Raw genomic sequence first — 22,325 nt, forward strand, 5'->3', positions numbered from 1 at the left:
CACATTTATTACACGTTGCATACAGTCAGGAATTCCAGCCGAAACTACTGCCAAAATAGTAGGCCATGCAGATATTAGGATGACGCATTATTACACCCATATTGAGGATGAATTTATGAAAAAGGAATATGCAAAGTTCTCAGAAAACTATACAGAAGAAAGAGGAAATTAAATTGCCAACAGAGAAACCAACCCAGAATACCAGTTTGAATACAGATATGGGTAATATATGGGTCAAAACAGCTTCAGAGAAGCCCAAAACCCGCATAAACACAGGGGTTTTGGCCAATACTCCCATATTATCGCCAATGATGAGGGAATACTGCAAAACTAAGGAAGAGTACAAGGACTGTGTCCTTTTTTATAGATTGGGCGACTTTTACGAAATGTTCTTTGATGATGCCATCATGGTTTCAAAGGAACTGGAATTGACCCTCACCGGAAAGGACTGCGGTCTGGAAGAACGGGCACCTATGTGTGGGATTCCCTTTCATGCAGCAGAAACCTACATAAACCGTCTGATCGAGCGTGGACATAAAGTGGCGATCTGTGAACAGGTGGAAGATCCAAAGCTTGCCAAAGGACTGGTAAAGCGTGCAGTAATACGGATCGTTACACCTGGTACTACTCTGGATGCACAGGCCTTGGATGAAACAAAGAATAATTATCTTATGTCGGTTGTTTCTATTGAAGACCATTTCGGCTGTGCCATTGCAGATGTTACCACCGGCGACTGTTTCCTCACAGAAGTAGATAAGCCTCAGAAGTTGTTGGATGAAATCAATAAATTTGTACCTGCTGAGATCATCTGTAACGATGCATTTAATATGAGCGGAATAGATACAGATGACCTGAAGAATCGACTGGGAATCTGTATTTTTTCTCTGGATTCATGGTATTTTGACGATGAATCCTGTAAACGTGTTTTAAAGGATCATTTTCATGTGAATACACTGGATGGTCTTGGGATCGCAGATTATGAAAGCGGTGTCGTTGCTGCAGGGGCTCTTTTCCTCTACTTAAAAGAGACACAGAAGACAGGTTTATCCCAAATGACCAGTATTCATCCCTACACTGCTGAAAAATATATGCTGATCGACAGTTCCAGCCGTCGCAATCTGGAGCTTGTGGAAACCCTGCGTGAAAAGCAGAAGCGAGGATCCCTTTTATGGGTACTGGACAAAACCCGGACAGCTATGGGGGCAAGAACGCTTCGCTCTTATGTGGAGCAGCCGCTGATCGATGTAGATGAGATCAACAACCGGCTTATGGCAGTAGAAGAGCTGAAAGAAAAACCTATGATGCGTGACGAGATCCGTGAATACCTGAATCCAATTTATGATCTGGAACGACTGATCAGCCGGATCAGTTATAAATCAGCAAATCCCAGAGATCTGGTAGCCTTTGCATCCTCCTTGGAGATGATCCCCTATATCAGGCAGATCCTGAAGGATTTTAATGCTCCTATCTTAAAGAGGATTTACGAAGATATGGATGATCTGGAAGATGTAACAGGCCTGATCAAAAGTGCCATTATCGAAGATCCACCACTTGCCCAGAAGGAAGGCGGCATCATCCGGGAAGGATATAATCCGGATGTAGATAAATTCCGCACAGCCCGTACAGATGGCAAGAAATGGCTGGGAGAATTGGAAGCAAGAGAGCGGGAGCGTACCGGGATCAAATCCTTAAAGATCAAATATAACAGAGTATTCGGATATTCTCTGGAAGTAACCAATACCTTTAAAGAACTGGTGCCTGAGAATTACATCCGTAAACAGACCCTGGTAAATGCCGAGCGTTACATCACACAGGAATTAAAAGATCTGGAAGATGTGATCCTTGGTGCAGAAGACAAGCTTTATGCTTTGGAATACCAGTTGTTTTCTGATGTAAGGGATAAAGTTGGAAATGAAGTAGTACGTATCCAGCGTACTGCCAAGGCTGTAGCCGCTCTGGATGTTTTTGCATCTCTTGCACTTGTAGCAGAACGGAATAATTATGTACGTCCCAAGGTAAGTGAAAATGGGATCATTGACATTAAAAACGGACGCCATCCAGTGGTGGAACGTGTGATCGAAAATGACATGTTTATTGCCAATGATACTTTCCTGGACAATCATAAAAAGAGGATCTCCATTATTACCGGCCCTAATATGGCAGGTAAATCCACTTATATGAGAACAAACTGCACTGATCGTGCTGATGGCACAGATTGGCTGCTTTGTTCCGGCCCAGAAAGCTTCCATCGGTATTGTTGACCGGATATTTACCAGAGTGGGAGCTTCAGACGACCTGGCCAGCGGTCAAAGTACCTTTATGGTAGAGATGACAGAGGTTGCCAATATTCTGCGGAATGCAACCTCCAAGAGTCTGCTGATCCTGGATGAGATTGGAAGAGGCACCAGCACCTTTGATGGTCTGGCAATTGCATGGGCTGTGATCGAGCATATCAGCAATACTAAACTGTGTGGTGCAAAAACGCTGTTTGCCACTCATTACCATGAGCTTACCGAACTGGAAGGCAAGATTTCGGGTGTGAATAACTACTGTATTGCAGTCAAGGAAAAGGGAGATGATATTGTATTTCTCCGAAAGATCGTAAAAGGTGGAGCTGATAAAAGTTATGGTATCCAGGTAGCCAAGCTTGCCGGCGTACCGGAGCCTGTGATCCAGCGAGCCAAAGAACTGGTAGAAGAACTAAGCGATGCGGATATTACAGCCGCAGTTAAGGATCTTACAGCCCCAAAGAAAAAACAGAAAGTTGTTTATGATCAGGTAGATATGGCACAAATGTCTTTATTTGATACAGTACAGGATAATGATATCATTGAGGAATTAAAATCCATAGACATTGGAAATCTGACCCCTATGGAGGCGTTGAATACACTTTACAATCTTCAGAACAAGATCAAGAACAGATGGTGATAAATATTGAGAAAAATAGCAGTTTTAGATAAACATACCATAGATAAGATCGCAGCCGGAGAAGTGGTGGAACGCCCTTCTTCCGTAGTAAAGGAGCTTGTAGAAAATGCCATTGATGCAGGTGCTACTGCTGTGACAGTTGAGATCGCAGACGGTGGGAAACGGCTGATCCGCATCACAGACAATGGAAGTGGCATGGAAGCAGATCAGGTTCCGGTTGCGTTTTTAAGTCATGCCACAAGTAAAATCGAAAAAGTAGAAGATCTGGAAAACATTGCCTCTCTCGGATTCCGTGGAGAGGCTCTTTCCAGTATTGCAGCCGTTTCGCAGGTAGAGCTGATCACAAAAACTCCGTCTGCATTAAGCGGAGTCCGTTATGTGATCGAAGGAGGAGCAGAGCAATCCATGGAAGAAATGGGGGCTCCGGAAGGTACTACATTTCTTGTAAGAAATCTGTTTTATAATACGCCTGCCAGAAGTAAATTCCTGAAATCTGATGCAGCAGAAGGAAATTACATTTCTTCATTAATGGAGCAGCTGGCACTTTCCCACCCGGAGATTTCATTTAAATATATTCAGAATAAGCAGGTTAAGCTGCATACTTCCGGAAATTATAATGTTAAAGATGTGATCTATAATGTTTACGGACGGGATATTGCACGGGCGCTTTTAGAGGTATCTTATGAAAATGATTTCCTGAAGATCCAGGGATATGTGGGAAAGCCTGAAATATCCAGAAAGGCACCCGTTCTTTTGAAAATTATTATATTAATGGCAGATATGTAAAAAATAATATTATTGCAAAAGCAATAGAAGATGCTTATAAAGGCTTTCTTATGCAGCATAAATTTCCATTTGTCTCTCTTCATCTCCAGATGACAGGAAATGATCTGGATGTTAATGTGCACCCAAGGAAAATGGAAGTTCGTTTTGCAAGAGGACCTGAAGTATATGATTGCATTTATGAAGCGGTGAGAAATGTACTGACTCACAGGGAAATGATTCCAAAGGTCTCACCAGGTTCTGAAGAGACTGCTGCCAAAGCAAAAACAACCGTAGAACGAAAAGACATTCCTGAGCCCTTTGAGACAAAAAGACTGAATCAGATGCAGCAAAACAGTTTTTGTGGTTTTCAAAAAGACCGGCTTTATGAAGAACTTCCGGTTTATAAAAGCAACACATTTACAAAGGCAGAAGAAGCTCTTTTCAGTGGGCAAATTTCAAAGGCACCGGAGCCTGACGTTCAAAAGCAGACCATTTTGGAGCAAACTATCCAAAAGGAGAAGCTGCCTGCTCTAAAACCTGCTGCTACAGAGCCTGTAGTAACAGAATCGGTGTTGACAGCTCCTGTAGTTACAGAGCCTGTAGTAACAGAGCCGGTTGTTACTGAATCTGTAATGACTGAATCTGTAATGACTGAACCTGCAATTTCCCAGCCTGTGATCAATGAACCTGTGCCAAAACAACTGGAGTTGTTTGAGGAAAAGCTGCTGGCACCTGAGTCCAGAAGTCGCCACCGGCTGATCGGCCAGCTGTTTGAGACCTATTGGCTGGTAGAATTTGATGATCGTTTTTTCATTATTGACCAGCACGCCGCCCATGAAAAAGTAAATTACGAACGGTTTGTAAAGCAATTTAAAGAACAGGAAATACATTCCCAATATCTTAGCCCTCCGTTGATCGTAAGCCTTAGTCTGGAAGAGGAAGCCAGTCTTTCGGCAAACCGGGAATTTTTTGAAAAAGCAGGATTTGAGATTGAGCCCTTTGGAGGCCGTGAATATAGTATCAGCGCAGTACCGGCAGACCTGTACGGATTTTCAGAGGAAGATCTTTTCCTGGAAATGCTGGATAACCTGGCAGGAGAAGGAGAAAAGGATGCACTGGATATTTTTACAGCAAGGCTTGCTACTATGGCCTGCAAATCAGCAGTGAAAGGAAATAATAAACTGTCCTTCCAGGAGGCTGACCAGCTGATCGACCAGCTGCTGACTCTTAATAATCCTTATCATTGTCCTCATGGCCGGCCTACCATCATTTCAATGACAAAAACAGAGATAGAAAAGAAATTTAAGAGGATCATATAATGAAGCAGCCTTTACTGGTTTTAACCGGCCCTACTGCTGTAGGAAAAACAAAATTGTCCATCGCCCTTGCCAAGGCAATCGGCGGTGAGATCATTTCTGCAGATTCTATGCAGGTGTATCGGCATATGGATATTGGTTCTGCCAAAATCACTCCAAGCGAAATGGATGGTGTGCCCCATTATCTGGTAGATGTACTGGAACCGGATGAAGAATTTCATATTGTAAAATTTCAGCAGATGGCAAAAGAAGCCATGTCTCAAGATCTATGCAAACGGGCAGTATCCCTATTTTGGTAGGCGGAACCGGATTTTATATCCGGGCAGTTACCAGGGATATTGATTTTACCCAGGCACAGTGTGAAGTCGATTATCGCAAAGAACTGGAGCAGATGGCACAGGAAAAAGGCAGTCATTACCTGCACCAGATGCTGAAGGAGGTAGACCCTGTAAGCGCAGAAGAGATCCATGAAAATAACGTAAAACGGGTGATCCGGGCATTGGAATTTTATCATCAGAATAAAACTCCTATCTCCAGCCATAATCAGGAGCAAAAAGAGAGGAGCAGCCCGTACAATCTGGCATATTTTGTATTGAATGCGCCAAGGGAGCTTCTGTATCGGCAGATTGACGCCCGTGTAGAACGAAATGCTTGCAGGCGGACTAATAAAAGAAGTGGAAAATCTTCAGAAAATGGGATGCCATAAAGGAATGGTCTCCATGCAGGGGCTTGGATATAAAGAAATCCTTGCATACCTTGAAGGTGAATATCCATTAGAGGAAGCCGTATGTATTCTGAAAAGAGATACAAGACATTTTGCAAAACGGCAGCTGACCTGGTTCCGCAGAGAGCAGGATGTGATCTGGGTCAACAAGGATCAATTTGCCTATAATGATCAGGAAATATTAAATTACATGCTTTCATGCTGTAAAGAAAGAGGAATATTATGAAAGAACTTTATGAACAGCTGGGGATTTCTTCCAGAGTTTATGATTTTTGCCACGAAATTGAAGAAAGTTTAAAAGAACGTTTTATACAGTTTGATAAAACAGCAGAATATAATCAGATGAAAGTGCTTCTGGCCATGCAGAAAAATAAAGTAAGTGAAGAATGCTTCGGCTCTTCCTCTGGTTATGGTTATAACGATCATGGACGTGATACCCTGGAAAGGGTATATGCTGATACCTTTCATACAGAAGCAGCCCTTGTACGGCCACAAATTGCCTGTGGCACTCATGCTCTGGCAATTGCCCTGTTTGGAAATCTTAGGCCCGGAGATGAGCTTTTAGCCCCGGCTGGAAAACCATATGATACATTGGAGGAAGTAATCGGGATCCGTCCTTCCAAAGGCTCCCTGAAAGAATATGGGGTATCTTATCGTCAGGTAGATCTTTTGCCGGATGGTACCTTTGATTATGAAAATATCCGTAAGTCTATTACCGAAAAAACAAAGCTTGTTGCAATCCAGCGTTCCAAAGGATATCAGACAAGACCTTCTTTTTCTGTAAAACAGATCGGAGAACTGATCGCCTTTGTAAAATCCATAAAACCGGATGCAATCTGCATGGTAGACAACTGTTATGGTGAATTTGTAGATACCATTGAGCCAAGTGATGTAGGGGCAGATATGATGGTGGGTTCCCTGATCAAGAATCCAGGCGGCGGTCTTGCACCTATCGGAGGTTATATTGCCGGTACCAGGGAATGTGTAGAAAATGCTTCTTACCGTATGACGTGTCCTGGCCTTGGTATGGAGGTAGGTGCTACCTTAGGAGTAAACCGGTCATTTTACCAGGGATTTTTCCTGGCACCTATGGTAACAAAAGGTGCATTAAAAGGTGCTGTATTTGCTGCCAATATTTATGAACGGCTTGGTTTTCCGGTTGTTCCGGATTCCAAAGAGCCCAGACAGGACATTATCCAGGCTGTTACTTTAGGAACACCGGAAGGTCTGATCGCTTTTTGCCAGGGGATCCAGGCAGCTGCACCAGTAGACAGCTATGTTTCCCCTGAACCATGGGATATGCCCGGTTATGACAGCCAGGTGATCATGGCAGCAGGTGCCTTTGTCCAGGGTTCTTCTATTGAGCTGTCCGCAGACGGTCCATTAAAACCGCCATATGCCGTATATTTCCAGGGAGGTCTTACCTGGGAGCATGCAAAGCTAGGAGTGATGATGTCTCTTCAGAAGCTTGTGGATGCAAAGCTTGTTTCTTTAAATTAAATTATCTCAGTCGAGAAGACTCCCACCTCTTTCAGGTGGTGAGTAACAGCAAGTTCGTCTCAGTGGGAGTCCAATCTCCGACTGAGATAAACGCTCCGCGAGGATGCGCAGTGATTCTGTAAAGAATATGTCAGCTTACGCTGACCAGAATCACGCGCCAAGTCTCGCGGCTGCTCGACTTGAATAATAATGCATAATGCGATACCAGGGTCAAAGTCATTTGCTCCTGGTATCTGTCAATAATAGCTGAGGAATATTATGTCAGATGTGATAATTGTAGGTGGCGGTGCTTCCGGTTTAATGGCCTCTGTGATGGCTGCCAGGGCCGGTGCCCGTGTTACAGTGCTGGAACAAAATGATAAACCAGGAAAGAAGCTTTCCGCTACAGGAAACGGAAAATGTAATCTTACAAATCTAAGCCAGACTCCAGAGGACTACCGTGGCACTGATCCGGATTTTTCTTCTTTTGCCAGGAAAGCTTTTTCTGTTTCCGATACTTTAGATTTCTTCACAGAGCTGGGTCTTTGCCCGGTAAATAAAAACAATTATATTTATCCCCGCAGCGGCCAGGCTTCCAGCGTAACAGAACTTCTATGCATGGAAGCTGCCCGGCTTGGAGTGAAAATAAAAACAAATGAAAAGGTTACAGAGCTGCATCAGAAAAAAGGCAAATGGACCGTTTTGACAAAAACATGGCATTATGAAGCAGATGCGGTGATCCTTTCCGGAGGTTCCAGTGCATCAGCGATTGCCGGTTCTGACGGCAGCTGTTATCAGCTTGCAGCCGCACTTGGACATAAGATCATCAAGCCTCTGCCTGCACTTACAGCTTTCAAATGCAGCGGCAGCTATTTTTCCGGATGGGCAGGAGTGCGGACACAGGCAAAGGTGACTCTTCTAATTGATGGAAGCCTAAAGGAAAGTGCAGAGGGAGAAGTACAGCTTACAGAATATGGAATTTCCGGAATCCCGGTATTCCAGGTCAGCCGCTATGGGATCCGCAGCCTTTATAATAAGGAAAAGGTGTCACTTAGCATTGATTTTCTGCCTGAAATCCAAAGTTCGGATCTGGATCGCTTTTGGGAAGATCGAAAAAAAAGGTGTCCATTAAAAAAAGACAGAGAACTTCTGATCGGCCTTTTTCCTGAAAAGCTTAACAAAGTAATCTGTAATTATTCAAAAAAACGCCATATAGAACTTCCCGGTTTATTAAAACGCTTTCCATTGGAAGTGTGTGGATACCTGCCCTATGAACAGGCCCAGGTATGCTCCGGCGGTGTTGATACCAGTGAAATCGATCCATATACTATGGAATCCAGGCTATGCCCGGGATTATATTTTGCAGGGGAGCTGATGGATGTGGATGGCACCTGCGGCGGCTATAATCTTCAATGGGCCTGGTCCAGCGGTGCCTGTGCAGGACTTCACAGTGCAGGAGTAACAGGTAGTTTTTATAAGCAGGGAGAAAACATATGATCAGAATCAGTCAGCTAAAGCTTCCCATCGGGCATACTACAGCAGCCCTGGAAAAGAAAATACAAAAAGCCTTGCATCTTCAAAATCAGCCTTTTACCTATCAGATCAGAAGACAGTCTTTGGATGCAAGACATAAAGAAGACAAGAAATTTGTTTATACCATAGATGTAAAAACAGATAATGAAAACCGTATATTAAAAAAGGTTCACGATAAAAACATTACGTTAACTAATGAAAAGGCCTATTGTTTTCCCAAACCTGGACCAGCCCCCTTACACTCCAGACCTGTCATAGTTGGAAGCGGTCCTGCAGGGCTGATGTGTGCCTGGTATCTTGCTAAAGCAGGTTATGCACCTTTGCTGCTGGAACGCGGTGAGGAAGCACGCCTGCGGCAGCAAAAGGTTGAAGCATTCTGGAAAAACGGTGTACTTGATCCTGACTCCAATGTTCAGTTTGGAGAAGGAGGTGCAGGTACTTTTTCTGATGGCAAATTAAATACCCTTGTAAAAGATACCTTTGGCCGTAACCAGGAGGTACTGAAGCGCTTTGTGAAAGCAGGAGCAGGAGAGGAGATCCTTTATCAGCAAAAACCTCATTTAGGCACAGACGTGCTGGTAGGCATTGTAGAAAACCTTCGGAATCAGATCCAGGAAATGGGTGGAGCCGTGCGGTTTAATGCAAAGGTAACGGATCTGATTTTTGAACAGGATAAGCTGCTGGCAGTAAAGGTCAATGATCAGGAAGTGATTCCTGCACAGATCTGTGTCCTTGCAATCGGCCACAGCGCCAGAGATACTTTTGGGATGCTTTATGAAAAAGGACTTTACATGGAATCCAAATCCTTTGCTGTAGGACTTCGGATCCAGCATCCCCAGTCTATGATCAATCAGGCTCTTTATGGGGAAGCCGAGAATCCAATACTTGGGCCTGCCAGCTATAAAGTGACCCATACCTGTGATAATCAAAGGGGCGTTTATTCTTTTTGTATGTGTCCAGGCGGATATGTGGTGAATGCCTCTTCAGAAGAGCAGATGCTGGCGGTAAATGGTATGAGTTATCAGGCCAGGGACAGTGAAAATGCCAACAGTGCTATTATCGTAACTGTTTCACCCAATGATTTTCCTGGCAAGGATCCTATGGCAGGGATCCGGTTTCAGCGTGATCTGGAGCGTAAAGCCTGGGAAGCTGGAAAGGGAAAGGTGCCGGTACAGCTGTTTGAGGATTATCAGAAGCATCAGGAAAGCACCTCCTTTGGTCAGGTCAAGCCTTGCATCTGCGGTGCTTATACTCTTACAGATGTACGAAAGATCCTTCCTGAAGAAATCGGAGATTCTATAGAAGAAGGGATTCTGGCATTTGGTAAAAGGCTGCCTGGATTTGACAGACCGGATGCCCTTTTGTGCGGAATAGAAAGCCGTACCTCATCCCCGGTAAGGATTGTCCGGGATAAGGAGCTGGAAGGAAGCAAAAGGGGGATTTATCCCTGCGGTGAAGGTGCAGGTTATGCAGGGGGGATCACTTCTGCTGCTATGGACGGACTAAAAGTGGCAGAGGCAATTGCACGGAAATATTCTATTCCTTCTGAGGATGCTGATAAAAACTCTTGACACAAGCAAGTATGTAAAGTATGATTAGTATAACAAATAGGAGATCATCAATGGAGAAAAAAGAAGGTAAGCACGCATGGACGGTTACTGTAGGAACAAAAGGGCAGATCGTGATCCCAAAAGAGGCAAGAGATATTTTCGGGATCAAGCCCGGAGATACGCTTCTGATCCTGGGGGATGACAAACAGGGAATGGCAATTCCGCCAAAAGAGATGTTTGCATCATATTTTGAACAGATATTCGGTAAATAATAGTAAATTCGGATATCTGTGTAAAGGAAGGAGAAACAGGTATGCCGAAGATATTTGGGATTCCGCTGATTGGCGTGATCCAGATGGTTTTAGGGGCTGTTATTGTTCTTTTTATTCTGATCAAATACAAAAAACAGCCAAAAAGGAAACACAGTGGTGAATATGTGATACAGGATGTGCATATTCTTACCGGTGACGGAACAGAATCAGAACATAAGAATGTATATATTAAAAAAGGTCTGATCCAGACCATTTCTTCTGATCCGCTGGCCATTCCGGGTGCACAGGTGATCCAGGGTAAGGGTAAGACATTAATGCCAGGTCTTATTGACTGTCATGTGCATATTCAGGGGTTGAATAACCGCTGTGAAGCAGACAGTATGGCATTTCTTAAGGATGAAGTGCCCAGGATCTTCCAGGAAAAAGTATTTCCCTACGGGATCACTACCATTAAAGATCTGTGTGCTCCCAGACATTTCATCTATCAGCTTCGTGAACTGCTTCGTTCCGGCAAGCTGGAAGGCCCTGAACTGCTGATCGTAGGTCCTAACTTCACTGCTCCGGATGGACATCCAGCCAATACACTGGGCGGAGATAATCCTTGGATCCGTAAGGAAATGGCCATTGAAGTCACCACACCAGAGCAGGTGCATGAAGGGATCTTGGAACTAAAAAAGGCCGGCGTGGATTTCCTGAAATTCACCTATCAGGGAGGAGATTACTGGTATTTTGATAAAAAGATCCCTATTGCCAAGATCAAGAAAGCGCTTATGGAGCAGATCATCCGTGAAGGCAAGGAAAACGGTCTGAAGACCACTGCCCATGTATTTTACAAAGAAGATGTGCGACAGCTGCTGGAAGCAGGGATTTACGGCATTGAACATGGCGTTCTGGATGAGGCTCTGGAACCGGATGATGACCTGATCCGTCTTTGGAAGGAAAGCGGTGCACACTTTGTACCTACTGTAAATGCTATGACCTATGAAAAAGATCCTGCACGTCTGACCAACAGCCTTCATAATCTGAAAGTACTTTATGACGCAGGGATCCCTATCGCTATGGGTACTGACAATATGCTGGAAATGATGGGCGGCGATGTGGAGCATAAGGAGCTTGCCTACTACGTGGAAGCAGGTCTTACCCCTATGGAAGCTATTACACTTGCAACTGGTAATGCCGCCCGGCATCTGGGGATTGAAGACCGGAAAGGGTTTGTAAAAGAAGGCATGGAAGCGGACCTGATCCTTCTTGACGAGGATCCATCCCTGGATATTTCCAATATCCAATTTATCCATCAGGTTTTCTGCAAAGGAAAGATCGTATATTCCCAGAATGTGATCCAAAGTTATGATATCCCTGATTTTCATTATCCGGCATCCGTGAACCAGATCCGACTGACAAGCACAGATGGAAAGGAAGAGAAGGTTTTGGATGTTTCCGGGTATAATACCTCTGGAAAGATCGTACAGAGGATTACCCGGGAGGGTATTCTTTGGTCTGAAGAGATCTGTCAGGCAGACAGGAACCTTTCCCTTATTTCCTGGGAATATACACGTTCTTCTGATCATACCTTCTTAAAAGCAGTCAAAGAGAACGGTTTTATTCATATGACCGGCACTTTTAAAGGCAAAGAACAGGACAAACGCTTCCGTATTGAAGACGGCCTGTGGTATCAGATGATGCAAATGGCTCTTCCTGCATTTCTTAAATCCAGGGAAAATGAAATCCTGCTGTATTCTATCGGTACAGGCAGCAATCGGGGAGCCATGAATCTTGGTGAATTTGCAGCCAAAAAGCTGGGAACAGAGCAGATCACAGTGAATGGCAGTGTCTATTCCTGTTATAAGGTAAGCCTTGTTCTGACCATGTTTTCCTGGGCATGGACCGGGCTGTACTGGTATGATACACAGACAGGACAGCTGATCCAGAGCGGAGAAAAGAAAGGTAAAACAGAAAAGATTTTATACAGGATCTGTTAAGAGCAAGCCTGCAGGTATGGCATATCTGCAGGCTTGTATATTCTTTATGAGCTTACGTATTCTTTATAAAAAAGAAATTAAATTTTTTCAGAGAGTGTACATCCATCTTTTTTTATGCTAAAATGGGTTTCGTATTCCAGAAGCTAAGGAATCATATGAAAAAATCAGATCAAATCCATACATTACCGGAACAGGGCAGACCTTACAGGATGATGGACCTGCCGCCCTCTCAGCGCCCTTATGAGAAGTGCCTGAAGGATGGCCCCTGGGATTCTAAGCGACAGTGAGCTGCTGGCAGTGATCCTGCGCAGCGGCACCAAAGACGCAAGTTCTCTTACGCTTGCACACGAAATACTGAATCATACAGAGAAGACTTCATTTCCCGGACTGCTTGGGATTCTGCATATGTCCCTTCCGGAACTGATGAAAATAAACGGCATTGGCAAGGTGAAAGCCATCCAGCTGAAATGTATCGGGGAATTATCCAAGCGGATGGCACGGGAGGCAGCAAGACCACAGCTTTCACTGAACAGCCCGGATACAATTGCAAAGTATTATATGGAGCAGCTCAGACACGAAGAACAGGAGCTGCTTCTGTGCATGATGTTTGATACGCGCAGCCACCTTCTGGGAGAAGAGATTTTATCCAAAGGTACAGTGAACAGTACTGTGATTACACCCAGGGAGGTATATCTTGCTGCCCTTAAATATCATGCCACCTGTATTGTGCTTGTACATAACCATCCAAGTGGGGTGACAGAGCCAAGTGCAGGAGATATACAGACGACACAGCGTATTCTCCGTGCCGGGGAAATGCTTGGTATTACTCTGCTGGATCATATTATTATCGGGGACCATACATACACCAGCCTTAGAGAAATTGGAATGATGGAATAGTTTTGTGATAAAGGGGCAGATGCATGCTTTTTGAAAAAACATACGGAATAGACCTTGGCAGCAGCTCTGTAAAGGTATATTCTCTGATCAGAAATAAAAGTTATTTAGAGAAAAATATGATTGCATCCAAAGGACGCAGGATTATTGCTGTTGGTAATGAAGCATATGAGATGTTTGAGAAAGCACCTGTGGGTATTTCAGTAACTTCCCCTATGTCCTTTGGTATGATCGCCAACCTAGAATTGCAGGAGATCGTATTGTACAGTATGATGCGCAGGATCGATAAGATCCTTGGAATCGGTTCAGTAATGTATTTTGCCGTTCCCCTGGATATGACCGCCATCGAAAAAAGAGCCTATTACCAGGTGGCAAATGGGCATTGGCTTCGTAAAAACCTGGGTTTATATGGTTGAAAGCCCCATTGCAGACGCTATTGCCATGGGTGTTGATATTGAGAAGAATGAGGGCAGTATGATCGTAAACATCGGTGCCCAGACTACCCGTTTTTCCATTATTACCGGGGGCAAGATCATTATCAGCCGTAAGATCCCCATTGGGGGCAGGCAGATGAATGAAGCTATCTGCAGTGAAGTGCGCAAGCGGTATAACCTTCAGATCGGTACACGTACAGGCAAGCGTCTGAAGATTGTTATGGGTCGTCTTTCGGACCAACGTAAAGAGGCCAGGAAAGTAGTTGGGATCGACAGTGTCTCCGGACTTCCAAGGGAAGAAATCATCTCTGCCTATGTGGTAAATGACGGGATCATGAACTGTGTGAACGAGATAGCTGCTGAAATGAAAACATTTCTTGAGCGTACTCCGCCCCAGATCACTTATCATGTGGCAAAAGAGGGTATTTACCTTACAGGCGGCAGCACCAGGGTTCCATACATAGACCAGTATCTTGCCAGCTATACTGGATTTGCTTTCAATCTGTCACCTCTGTATGAGAATTCAGCAGTGACAGGTCTTGAAAAGATCATGAAGAACAGAGAACTTCGTAAATGGGCACAGCCCATTAAACAGAGAAAATTGTAATTTAGGGGATATATAGTAAATGAAAAACCTGAAAAGGAAAATCCATTTTCGGATCAATCTGAAAAGTAAACATCTGCTTGCAGTTATGACCCTGTTTTGCGTAAGCTGCATTGTAGCCACATTTGCATCCGGTGCTGCCACAGCTCCTTTACAGGAAGTAGCAGGACTTGTGGTAGTGCCCTTTGAGAAAAGCATTAACAGGATCGGGCAGATTTTGTCTGTCACAAGACAAAGCCTGAAGGACAAGCAGGATCTGATCAGTGCAAATGAAGAGCTGCAAAGCCAGATCGATAACCTGACCCAGCAAAACAACAAGCTGATCCAGGATCAGGGGGAGCTTCTCCGTCTGCGGGAGCTGTATAAGCTTGATGCAGAATATGCAGATTATCCCAAGGTTGCCGCCAGGATCATTTCCAAGGATCCTGGGAACTGGTACGATACATTTATGATCAATAAAGGCTCCAATGACGGGATCCGTGTAGATAATAATGTGATTGCAGGAAAGGGGCTGGTTGGGATCGTAACAGAAGTGGGTCCCGGATGGGCTACGGTTCGTTCTATCATTGATGACAGCAGCAGTGTAAGTGCCATGACTGTCAGTACCTCTGATAATTGTGTTGTTACCGGTGACCTGGAGCTGATTGATGAAGGCAAGCTTCGTTTTGAACAGCTTTACGATCAGGAAAATAAAGTTACTGCCGGAGAGCGGATCGTTACCTCTAATATCAGTGAGAAATACGTTGAAGGTCTTTTTATTGGCTATGTAAATGATGTGGAGCAGGACAGCAACAACCTGACGAAGACAGGCACGATTGTTACACCTGTAGATTTCCAGCATCTTAAGGATGTTTTTGTGATCACAGTAAACAAACAGGATTCCATACAGCAGGAGGCTTCCAGTGAAGAGTAAGATTGTATGGTTTATTACCATCATTATATGCTTTTTATTGCAGTGTACCCTTCTGGATCTGATATCCATTGGATCCATTACCCCTAATCTGATGCTGATCCTTACCGTTTCCATGGGACTTATGCGTGGACGGAAAAGGGGCTTGTGGACCGGATTTTTCTCCGGGCTGCTAGTGGATCTTTTTTATGGATCCTTATTCGGGTTTTATGCACTGATCTATATGTACATTGGCTTTTTCAGCGGGTATGCCCACAGGATCTATTATGATGATGATATTAAGGTACCTATGGTGCTGGCTGCTGTGGGAGATATTCTTTATAATTTTGCTGTTTATGGCCTGCAATTCCTTCTTCGGGGCAGGCTGGGACTTCATACCTATCTGTTCCGGATCATTTTGCCGGAAGCAGCCTATACCGTATTTTTGACCCTGATCGTATACAGAGTATTCCGTTTTATCAATTATCGATTTATGGATATTGCAAGGAAAGAAAGTGAGTCAATTTGGGTAATAAAATAAAACGATTTTTCAGAAAAATAAGCATAAAAAGAACAACTGTATTGGCCCTGGTATTTATTTTTATGGGCTGCATCCTGGTTCGCAGGCTTTTTGACCTGCAGATCATTCAGGGAGAAGATTATATCAATAAGTTCCAGACAAGAACCACCAAAAACCGTGTTTTAAAAAGTACACGTGGCAATATATTAGACAGAAACGGGGAGATCATTGCTTCCAATGTTCTGTCTTATTCCCTTACCTTTGAGGATAATGGTACATATAATACCACCAGGGAAAAGAACCTTACCCTGAACGGCATCGCCTATCAGGTACTGAAGATCCTTAAGAAAAACGGAGACAGTCTGTCCAGCAGCTTCCATATCTATATGGATGAGAATGGGGAATATGCCTTTGATGTAGATGAAGGCTTTACCTTAAACCGTTTTAAAGCAGATATTTATGGTCATCCGCTGATCGATGACCTTACAGAAGAAGAAAAAAATGCCACAGCAGCAGATATGGTGGCTTATCTTGGCGGGTCTAAAAGCGGGGGATTTTCTATTGTTCTTGAAGGAGACAATGCCTATACAGAAGAGGAGTTATCTTCCCACGGGCTGCCTTCCCAGCTGACAAAAGAAGAGATCCTTGAGATTGCCATTATCCGTTATGAACTGAATACAAACAGCTATAAGAAATACATGCCGGTTACCATTGCAACAAATGTAAGTGAAGAATCGGTAGCCGCTATCATGGAAAATAAAACATCCTTTCAGGGGATCGAAGTAGTGGATGACTCCATACGTAAATATGTTGACGAAGAAAGCATGGGTCCTATCCTTGGTTATACAGGAAAGGCATCTGCTGAAGAGCTGGAATCACTCCGCAAACAGAATCCGGATTATTCCAGTGATGCTATTATAGGAAAGGCCGGTCTGGAACAGTATATGGAGCTGACTTTGCAGGGTACAGATGGCCATGAGACCGTTTCGGTTGATAATCTTGGAAAAGTACTGAAGATCGATGAGGATACAAGGGTGGCTCCGGTTGCAGGAAATGATGTACAGATCACCATAGACACAGACTGGCAGTCCGGTATTTATGAGATCTTGAAGCAAAGGGTGGCAGGTATTCTCCTTTCTAAGATTGAAGCATCCAAGACCTTTGACTTTGAAGGGATCAAAAACGCCAGCCAGATACGGATCCCTATTTATGATGTTTACAATGCACTGGTGGAAAACAGTGTGATCGATATTAATAAATTTCAAAATGAAAACGCCTCTGATATAGAAAAAAACTTATATGCCAAATTTCAACAAAAGCAGCAGCAGGTTTTTGATATAATAGACAGCAGGCTTACAGGAGACAATCCACCCGCTTACAAGGATGAAGATGTACAGATACAGGCATACCTTTCCTATATCTGTAATGATATGCTGCGTGATACCTTAAAGATCATCAAAAGTGATGCTGTAGACACATCTGATGATACCTACAAAGCCTGGGTAACAGATGAAAGTATCAGTCTGAAGGATTATCTTACTTATGCCACCAGTCAGAACTGGATCGATATTTCCAAGATCTCCCCGGAAGGAGAGTATCTGGATTCTGCAGAAGTATACCGCAGTCTTACCGATTATATTATTGATTATCTGAAAACAGACACTGGATTTTCAAAGCTGCTGTATAAGTACATGCTTCAGGAAGATACCATTTCCGGCCAGGAGCTTTGTCTGGTGCTTTACGAGCAGGGGATCCTGTCCAAGGATGACGGTATGTACGAAAGTCTTGCTTCCGGATCTATGGGTGCATATGATTTTATGGTCAGCAAGATTTCTACTTTGGAGATCGAGCCTGCGCAGCTGGCTCTTGAGCCATGTTCTGCCTCAGCAGTTCTGGTAGACGTACACACAGGAAAGGTTCTTGCCTGCGTTACTTATCCAGGCTATGACAATAACCGCCTTACAAATAACATGGATACGGATTACTATACCAAGCTTGCACTGGATGAATCCAGCCCATTCTTTAACAAAGCAACCCAACAGACTACTGCGCCTGGTTCTACCTTTAAGCTGGTTTCCACTATTGCAGGCATGATGGAAGGTGTGATCGATGACAGCACTTATTTTGACTGTACCGGCTCTTTTGATTATGTTACACCGCCCATCAACTGCTGGAATACTTATGGACATGGTGCTCTGGACATCCGTAGTGCCATTGAACAGTCCTGTAACTATTATTTCAGTATGATCGGATTCCAGCTTGGTAAGGTTGGCGATAACGAGTTTTCTGAGAATCAGAGTCTGTCAAAGCTGAAGGAATACGCTTCCTTGTTAGGACTGGATCAGAAGAGTGGGATCGAGCTTTCAGAAGCAACACCGCAGGTATCCAACCAGTATGCAGTTCCGTCTTATATCGGACAGGGTACGAACCTTTATACTACGGTAGGCCTTGCCAGATATGCGGCAGCTCTTGCCAATTCAGGAACTGTATTCCAGCTGTCTCTTCTTGACAATGTAAAGGATGCGTCCGGTCAGACTCTGCAGACTTATGATCCGGTTGTCCTTAACAACCTTACAGAGATCCCACAGAATGTGTGGGACGATATCCATGACGGTATGTACAGGGTAGTACAGACCCACAATCAGTTTAATGGACTGAGCATGGTTGTATCCGGAAAGACAGGAACAGCTGAGGTGGATTATTACCATCCCAACCATGGTCTTTTTATTGGCTATGCACCATCCACAGATCCTAAGTATGCTATATCCGTGCGTATTGCAAACGGATATACCTCAGGTAATGCATGTTTGATTGCTAATGATATTTTTAAATACATTTTTGAACTTGCTGATAAAGAATCCATTATCACAGGTATGGCTTCCAGCGATACAAGTGATGTTTCAAATGACTAAAGAGACCACCAGAAAGTTGGAACAATTTGTTTAGGAGGATTCATTGAAATGAGTGAAGTTATTGTGATCACTTCCGGTAAAGGAGGTGTAGGCAAGACGACCACAGTGGCCAATATCGGTACCGGTCTTGCCATGCTGGGCAAAAAAGTAGCAGTGGTAGACACAGATATAGGTCTTCGGAATCTGGATGTGGTTCTTGGTCTTGAGAACCGGATCGTGTATAATCTTGTAGATGTGGTGAATGGCAGCTGCCGTCTGCGGCAGGCCTTGATCCGGGACAAGCGTCACCCGGAGCTGTATCTTCTTCCATCTGCCCAGACAAAGGATAAGACAGCCGTTTCACCGGAACAGATGATTAAGCTGACCCAGGAATTAAGGGAAGAATTTGATTATGTTCTTCTTGATTGTCCGGCAGGTATTGAGCAGGGCTTCAAAAATGCCATTGCAGGTGCAGACAAGGCTATTGTGGTTACTACTCCTGAGGTTTCTGCTATCCGTGATGCAGACAGGATCATCGGCCTTCTGGAGGCTGGTGATATCCGTGACATCCGCCTGATCATTAACCGCCTGCGTCCGGATATGATCGCCAGGGGGGATATGATGTCTGTAGATGATGTTCTGGAGATCCTGGCTGTAGACCTTCTGGGTACGATCCTGGATGACGAACAGATCGTAGTTGCTACCAATCAGGGAGAGCCTTTGTCAGGTAAGAATTCCCAGGCAGAGGAAGAGTATCAGAATATCTGCAAACGTATTCTGGGGGAAGATATTCCTTTTGTTACTATTCGCCAGAAAAAGGGCATGTTCAGCAGACTTGGCAGTATATTCAGAAAATAATAACAGGCATATATGAGGAGGATCTCTTACATGAAATCCATTTTGCGTGAAAAACGGCGTTCAGCCGGATATGCCAGAGATCGTATGAAGCTTCTTTTGATCTCTGAGCGTATTGAATGCTCTCCGCAAATGATAAAAATGCTTCGCAGTGATCTGATACATACAGTAAAAAAATACGTAGTTGTAGAAGAAGATCAGGTCAGGATCAAGATTTCCAAAGATCCGGCTGTGATCATGGCATATATTCCTGTACTTACGAAAAAGGACTGATAATAACATATGATTAAACAATATAAACTTCGCTTTTATAATTTCAGACTTGTACTGCTCCTGATTGCCATCAGCTCCATAGGAGTTGTACTTGTGACCAGTGCCAGGGCAGATCTGAGGAATAAGCAGCTGGTTGGTCTGATCCTTGGGCTGATCGTTATGGTGGTTCTGTCCCTCATGGATTATTCCTGGATCCTTAATTTCCAGTGGATCATGTATGGGGTTAATATTGTTATGCTTTTAGGAGTCCGACTGTTTGGATCCAATGCAGGTGGTGCTACCAGATGGCTTCAGATTGGCGGATTCCGGTTCCAGCCCACTGAGCTTTCCAAGATCATTATTATTTTGTTCTTTGCGAAGTTTTTTATGGATCATGAGGAGGACCTGAATACATTAAAGGTTCTTGCAGAAGCAGCTGTCCTTCTTGCAATCCCGCTAGTGCTGATCTATGCACAGCCGGATATGAAGAATACCATTATGGTTACTTTGGTTTTCTGTATTCTTTTATATATGGCCGGGCTTCGGTACCGGATCATAGGAGGGGCAATTCTGATCGCAATACCTTTGATTATTATCTTTCTTTCCATCGTTGTGCAGCCGGATCAAAAGCTGATCCAGGATTATCAGAGAAAGCGAATTATGTCCTTCCTGTATCCTGAAAATGAAGAATATTCCGAAAATATTGAACAACAGAACAATTCAAAAACAGCTATTGCTTCAGGAGAGCTTGTAGGGAAAAAACTCACAGGTGATGACAGCACATCTTCTGTAAATGAGGGCAACTTTGTTGCAGAGAACCAGACTGACTTTATCTTTGCAGTAGCAGGAGAGGAGTATGGTTTTATCGGCTGTACAGTGATCGTATGCCTGTTGATGGCCATTGCACTGGAATGTATCAGGATGAGCCTTCGTGCAAAGGATATGGCAGGCAGGATCCTTTGCTGTGGTATAGGCAGTATTGTGGCCCTGCAAAGCTTTTTGAATATCTGCGTTGCTACAGGACTGGCCCCCAATACAGGTACGCCGCTACCCTTTGTAAGCTATGGTCTGACTTCACTGGTCAGTCTTTATATCGGAATGGGTCTTGTCCTGAATGTAGGGCTGCAGAGCAGTGCATACAATAAAGAGATCCAAAGAAAAGAAATATATGAGAAAGAGGAATACTTATGACATCAGCTAAGCCAAGAAGAACGGTAAATAATAAAGCAGCCAGATTAAAAAAAATGCGCCGCAGGCGGATCCGTCATACCATTCTTCTGGTTTTATTATTGATCGCAGTTGTTGGAGGCGGAGTTTTTGCTATTTATACTTTGCGTGGCGGTTCCTTAAGTGCACCGGTACTCCCTTTTAAAGCATCCAATGAATTTAATTCTTCGGTTACATCCAGAGATTCTCTGAAAGGGAACGGTTTTGCCAAGGATCTGGTAGTTTCAGCCCAGGATACGCCTCTTGACGGAGTGGCATTGGAAGCTGACCAGAAGGGACTTTTATTTGATCTTGCAAACAATAAAGTACTATTTGCAAAGGGTGCATATGAAAGAGTTTATCCTGCCAGTATTACCAAGATCATGACTGCCATGCTTGCCTTGAAATACGGCAATATGGACGAAACGGTTACCATTACCCAGGAAAATGTTACACTGGAGGATGGTTCCCAGGTCTGTGGATTTGGTGCAGGAGATAAGGTCACTATGGGACAGCTGGTACGGTGTCTTCTGGTTTATTCCGGTAATGATGCTGCGTCAGCCATAGCAGAACATATTGGAGGCACAACCGATAATTTTGTTGATATGATGAATAGCTATGCTGCACAGCTAGGTTGTACAGGAACCCATTTTTCCAACCCACATGGTCTTCAGGATGAGAACCATTATACAACTCCCTATGATATTTACCTGATGCTGAAGGAAGCGCTGAATTATCCATCCTTTACAGAGATCACACAGCTGCCTTCCTATACAGTAGAATATACAAAAGCGGATGGTTCCACAATGAGTACTGTGCTTGAAGCTACAGACCATTATCTTACAGGGGAAGCTGCAACACCTAAAGATGTAAAGATCCTTGGCGGAAAAACAGGAACTACAAGCCTGGCAGGCAACTGTCTGGCTCTTCTTTGCCAGAATGCATACGGACAGCCATTTGTATCCATTGTGATGGGAGCTTCTTCCAAGGAACTGCTTTACCAGGAAATGTCTTCTCTTTTACAGCATATTAACTAAACAGGTACGTCGCCCACAGGCGGTATCACCACATATGAAAGTTTCAAAATCTTATACCAGAATCAGAAAGTCACCTTATGCCAGGCATGATACATTGCATAGGGTGACTTTTTCAGACCACAAAATGATTTCCTATAATCTAATTAATTTCTTATAATCTAATCTGTAACATTTTACAGACTGGATTGTTATATAAG

Annotated in this window: 15 protein-coding genes and 3 pseudogenes; all 18 read left to right on the top strand. The window is 43.9% G+C overall.

What is annotated here, in order from left to right:
* Nucleotides 1-308: 308 nt before the first annotated feature.
* The 18 genes and pseudogenes from mutS (at nucleotide 309) to R1Y93_RS13045 (ending at nucleotide 22,128) form a co-directional block, all read left to right on the top strand.
* A pseudogene (mutS, locus tag R1Y93_RS12960) lies at nucleotides 309-2,928 on the top strand (DNA mismatch repair protein MutS).
* Between the two features lie 6 nt (nucleotides 2,929-2,934).
* A pseudogene (mutL, locus tag R1Y93_RS12965) lies at nucleotides 2,935-5,012 on the top strand (DNA mismatch repair endonuclease MutL).
* Nucleotides 5,012-5,959: pseudogene (gene miaA / locus R1Y93_RS12970) on the top strand (tRNA (adenosine(37)-N6)-dimethylallyltransferase MiaA). The pseudogenes mutL and miaA overlap by 1 nt, the downstream one beginning before the upstream one ends.
* On the top strand, nucleotides 5,956-7,233 hold the full coding sequence (locus R1Y93_RS12975; RefSeq protein ID WP_500823143.1) for a methionine gamma-lyase family protein: 1,278 nt from the start codon (nucleotides 5,956-5,958) through the stop codon (nucleotides 7,231-7,233). The pseudogene miaA and the gene R1Y93_RS12975 overlap by 4 nt, the downstream one beginning before the upstream one ends.
* A gap of 258 nt (nucleotides 7,234-7,491) precedes the next feature.
* The gene (locus R1Y93_RS12980) at nucleotides 7,492-8,709 is read left to right on the top strand and encodes a BaiN/RdsA family NAD(P)/FAD-dependent oxidoreductase (RefSeq protein WP_500823144.1); all 1,218 of its coding nucleotides are present in this window, start codon (nucleotides 7,492-7,494) and stop codon (nucleotides 8,707-8,709) included.
* Nucleotides 8,706-10,316 (top strand): NAD(P)/FAD-dependent oxidoreductase, encoded by a 1,611-nt coding sequence (locus R1Y93_RS12985; protein ID WP_500823145.1) that lies wholly within the window; start codon nucleotides 8,706-8,708, stop codon nucleotides 10,314-10,316. The genes R1Y93_RS12980 and R1Y93_RS12985 overlap by 4 nt, the downstream gene beginning before the upstream one ends.
* A gap of 50 nt (nucleotides 10,317-10,366) precedes the next feature.
* On the top strand, nucleotides 10,367-10,567 hold the full coding sequence (locus tag R1Y93_RS12990) for an AbrB/MazE/SpoVT family DNA-binding domain-containing protein (RefSeq protein WP_500823146.1): 201 nt from the start codon (nucleotides 10,367-10,369) through the stop codon (nucleotides 10,565-10,567).
* Between the two features lie 41 nt (nucleotides 10,568-10,608).
* Nucleotides 10,609-12,546, top strand: a complete 1,938-nt coding sequence (locus R1Y93_RS12995) for an amidohydrolase family protein (protein ID WP_500823147.1) — start codon at nucleotides 10,609-10,611, stop codon at nucleotides 12,544-12,546.
* 258 nt (nucleotides 12,547-12,804) lie between these two features.
* A complete protein-coding gene (gene radC, locus R1Y93_RS13000; RefSeq protein ID WP_500823148.1) occupies nucleotides 12,805-13,443 on the top strand; it encodes a RadC family protein in 639 nt (212 codons plus the stop codon).
* Between the two features lie 23 nt (nucleotides 13,444-13,466).
* Nucleotides 13,467-13,856, top strand: coding sequence for a rod shape-determining protein (locus R1Y93_RS13005; RefSeq protein WP_500823149.1), 390 nt, complete (start codon nucleotides 13,467-13,469; stop codon nucleotides 13,854-13,856).
* On the top strand, nucleotides 13,816-14,481 hold the full coding sequence (locus R1Y93_RS13010; RefSeq protein WP_500823150.1) for a rod shape-determining protein: 666 nt from the start codon (nucleotides 13,816-13,818) through the stop codon (nucleotides 14,479-14,481). The genes R1Y93_RS13005 and R1Y93_RS13010 overlap by 41 nt, the downstream gene beginning before the upstream one ends.
* A gap of 19 nt (nucleotides 14,482-14,500) precedes the next feature.
* Nucleotides 14,501-15,391, top strand: a complete 891-nt coding sequence (gene mreC, locus R1Y93_RS13015; RefSeq protein ID WP_500823151.1) for a rod shape-determining protein MreC — start codon at nucleotides 14,501-14,503, stop codon at nucleotides 15,389-15,391.
* On the top strand, nucleotides 15,381-15,908 hold the full coding sequence (gene mreD / locus R1Y93_RS13020; protein WP_500823152.1) for a rod shape-determining protein MreD: 528 nt from the start codon (nucleotides 15,381-15,383) through the stop codon (nucleotides 15,906-15,908). Before mreC ends, mreD begins: the two co-directional genes overlap by 11 nt.
* A 41-nt stretch (nucleotides 15,909-15,949) precedes the next feature.
* Nucleotides 15,950-18,799 carry a penicillin-binding transpeptidase domain-containing protein gene (locus R1Y93_RS13025; RefSeq protein WP_500823153.1) on the top strand — a complete coding sequence of 950 codons (2,850 nt, stop codon included), beginning with the start codon at nucleotides 15,950-15,952 and terminating at the stop codon, nucleotides 18,797-18,799.
* Between the two features lie 48 nt (nucleotides 18,800-18,847).
* Nucleotides 18,848-19,636: a septum site-determining protein MinD gene (gene minD, locus R1Y93_RS13030; protein WP_500823154.1), complete on the top strand. Its 789-nt coding sequence runs from the start codon at nucleotides 18,848-18,850 to the stop codon at nucleotides 19,634-19,636.
* A 30-nt stretch (nucleotides 19,637-19,666) separates the two neighbouring features.
* Nucleotides 19,667-19,906: a cell division topological specificity factor MinE gene (minE, locus tag R1Y93_RS13035; RefSeq protein WP_500823155.1), complete on the top strand. Its 240-nt coding sequence runs from the start codon at nucleotides 19,667-19,669 to the stop codon at nucleotides 19,904-19,906.
* 9 nt (nucleotides 19,907-19,915) lie between these two features.
* Nucleotides 19,916-21,076 carry an FtsW/RodA/SpoVE family cell cycle protein gene (locus tag R1Y93_RS13040; RefSeq protein WP_500823156.1) on the top strand — a complete coding sequence of 387 codons (1,161 nt, stop codon included), beginning with the start codon at nucleotides 19,916-19,918 and terminating at the stop codon, nucleotides 21,074-21,076.
* The gene (locus tag R1Y93_RS13045) at nucleotides 21,073-22,128 is read left to right on the top strand and encodes a D-alanyl-D-alanine carboxypeptidase family protein (protein WP_500823157.1); all 1,056 of its coding nucleotides are present in this window, start codon (nucleotides 21,073-21,075) and stop codon (nucleotides 22,126-22,128) included. The genes R1Y93_RS13040 and R1Y93_RS13045 overlap by 4 nt, the downstream gene beginning before the upstream one ends.
* Nucleotides 22,129-22,325 lie beyond the last annotated feature (197 nt).

The sequence above is a fragment of the Blautia sp. HA3515 genome (genome assembly GCF_059933065.1).

Excerpts from the sequence above, each read along its gene's own strand:
- R1Y93_RS12975 (WP_500823143.1), top strand. The coding sequence starts at position 5,956 with ATGAAAGAACTTTATGAACAGCTGGGGATTTCTTCCAGAGTTTATGAT.
- R1Y93_RS12980 (WP_500823144.1), top strand. The coding sequence starts at position 7,492 with ATGTCAGATGTGATAATTGTAGGTGGCGGTGCTTCCGGTTTAATGGCC.
- R1Y93_RS12985 (WP_500823145.1), top strand. The coding sequence starts at position 8,706 with ATGATCAGAATCAGTCAGCTAAAGCTTCCCATCGGGCATACTACAGCA.
- R1Y93_RS12990 (WP_500823146.1), top strand. The coding sequence starts at position 10,367 with ATGGAGAAAAAAGAAGGTAAGCACGCATGGACGGTTACTGTAGGAACA.
- R1Y93_RS12995 (WP_500823147.1), top strand. The coding sequence starts at position 10,609 with ATGCCGAAGATATTTGGGATTCCGCTGATTGGCGTGATCCAGATGGTT.
- radC (WP_500823148.1), top strand. The coding sequence starts at position 12,805 with ATGGCCCCTGGGATTCTAAGCGACAGTGAGCTGCTGGCAGTGATCCTG.
- R1Y93_RS13005 (WP_500823149.1), top strand. The coding sequence starts at position 13,467 with ATGCTTTTTGAAAAAACATACGGAATAGACCTTGGCAGCAGCTCTGTA.
- R1Y93_RS13010 (WP_500823150.1), top strand. The coding sequence starts at position 13,816 with ATGGGCATTGGCTTCGTAAAAACCTGGGTTTATATGGTTGAAAGCCCC.
- mreC (WP_500823151.1), top strand. The coding sequence starts at position 14,501 with ATGAAAAACCTGAAAAGGAAAATCCATTTTCGGATCAATCTGAAAAGT.
- minD (WP_500823154.1), top strand. The coding sequence starts at position 18,848 with ATGAGTGAAGTTATTGTGATCACTTCCGGTAAAGGAGGTGTAGGCAAG.
- minE (WP_500823155.1), top strand. The coding sequence starts at position 19,667 with ATGAAATCCATTTTGCGTGAAAAACGGCGTTCAGCCGGATATGCCAGA.
- R1Y93_RS13040 (WP_500823156.1), top strand. The coding sequence starts at position 19,916 with ATGATTAAACAATATAAACTTCGCTTTTATAATTTCAGACTTGTACTG.
- R1Y93_RS13045 (WP_500823157.1), top strand. The coding sequence starts at position 21,073 with ATGACATCAGCTAAGCCAAGAAGAACGGTAAATAATAAAGCAGCCAGA.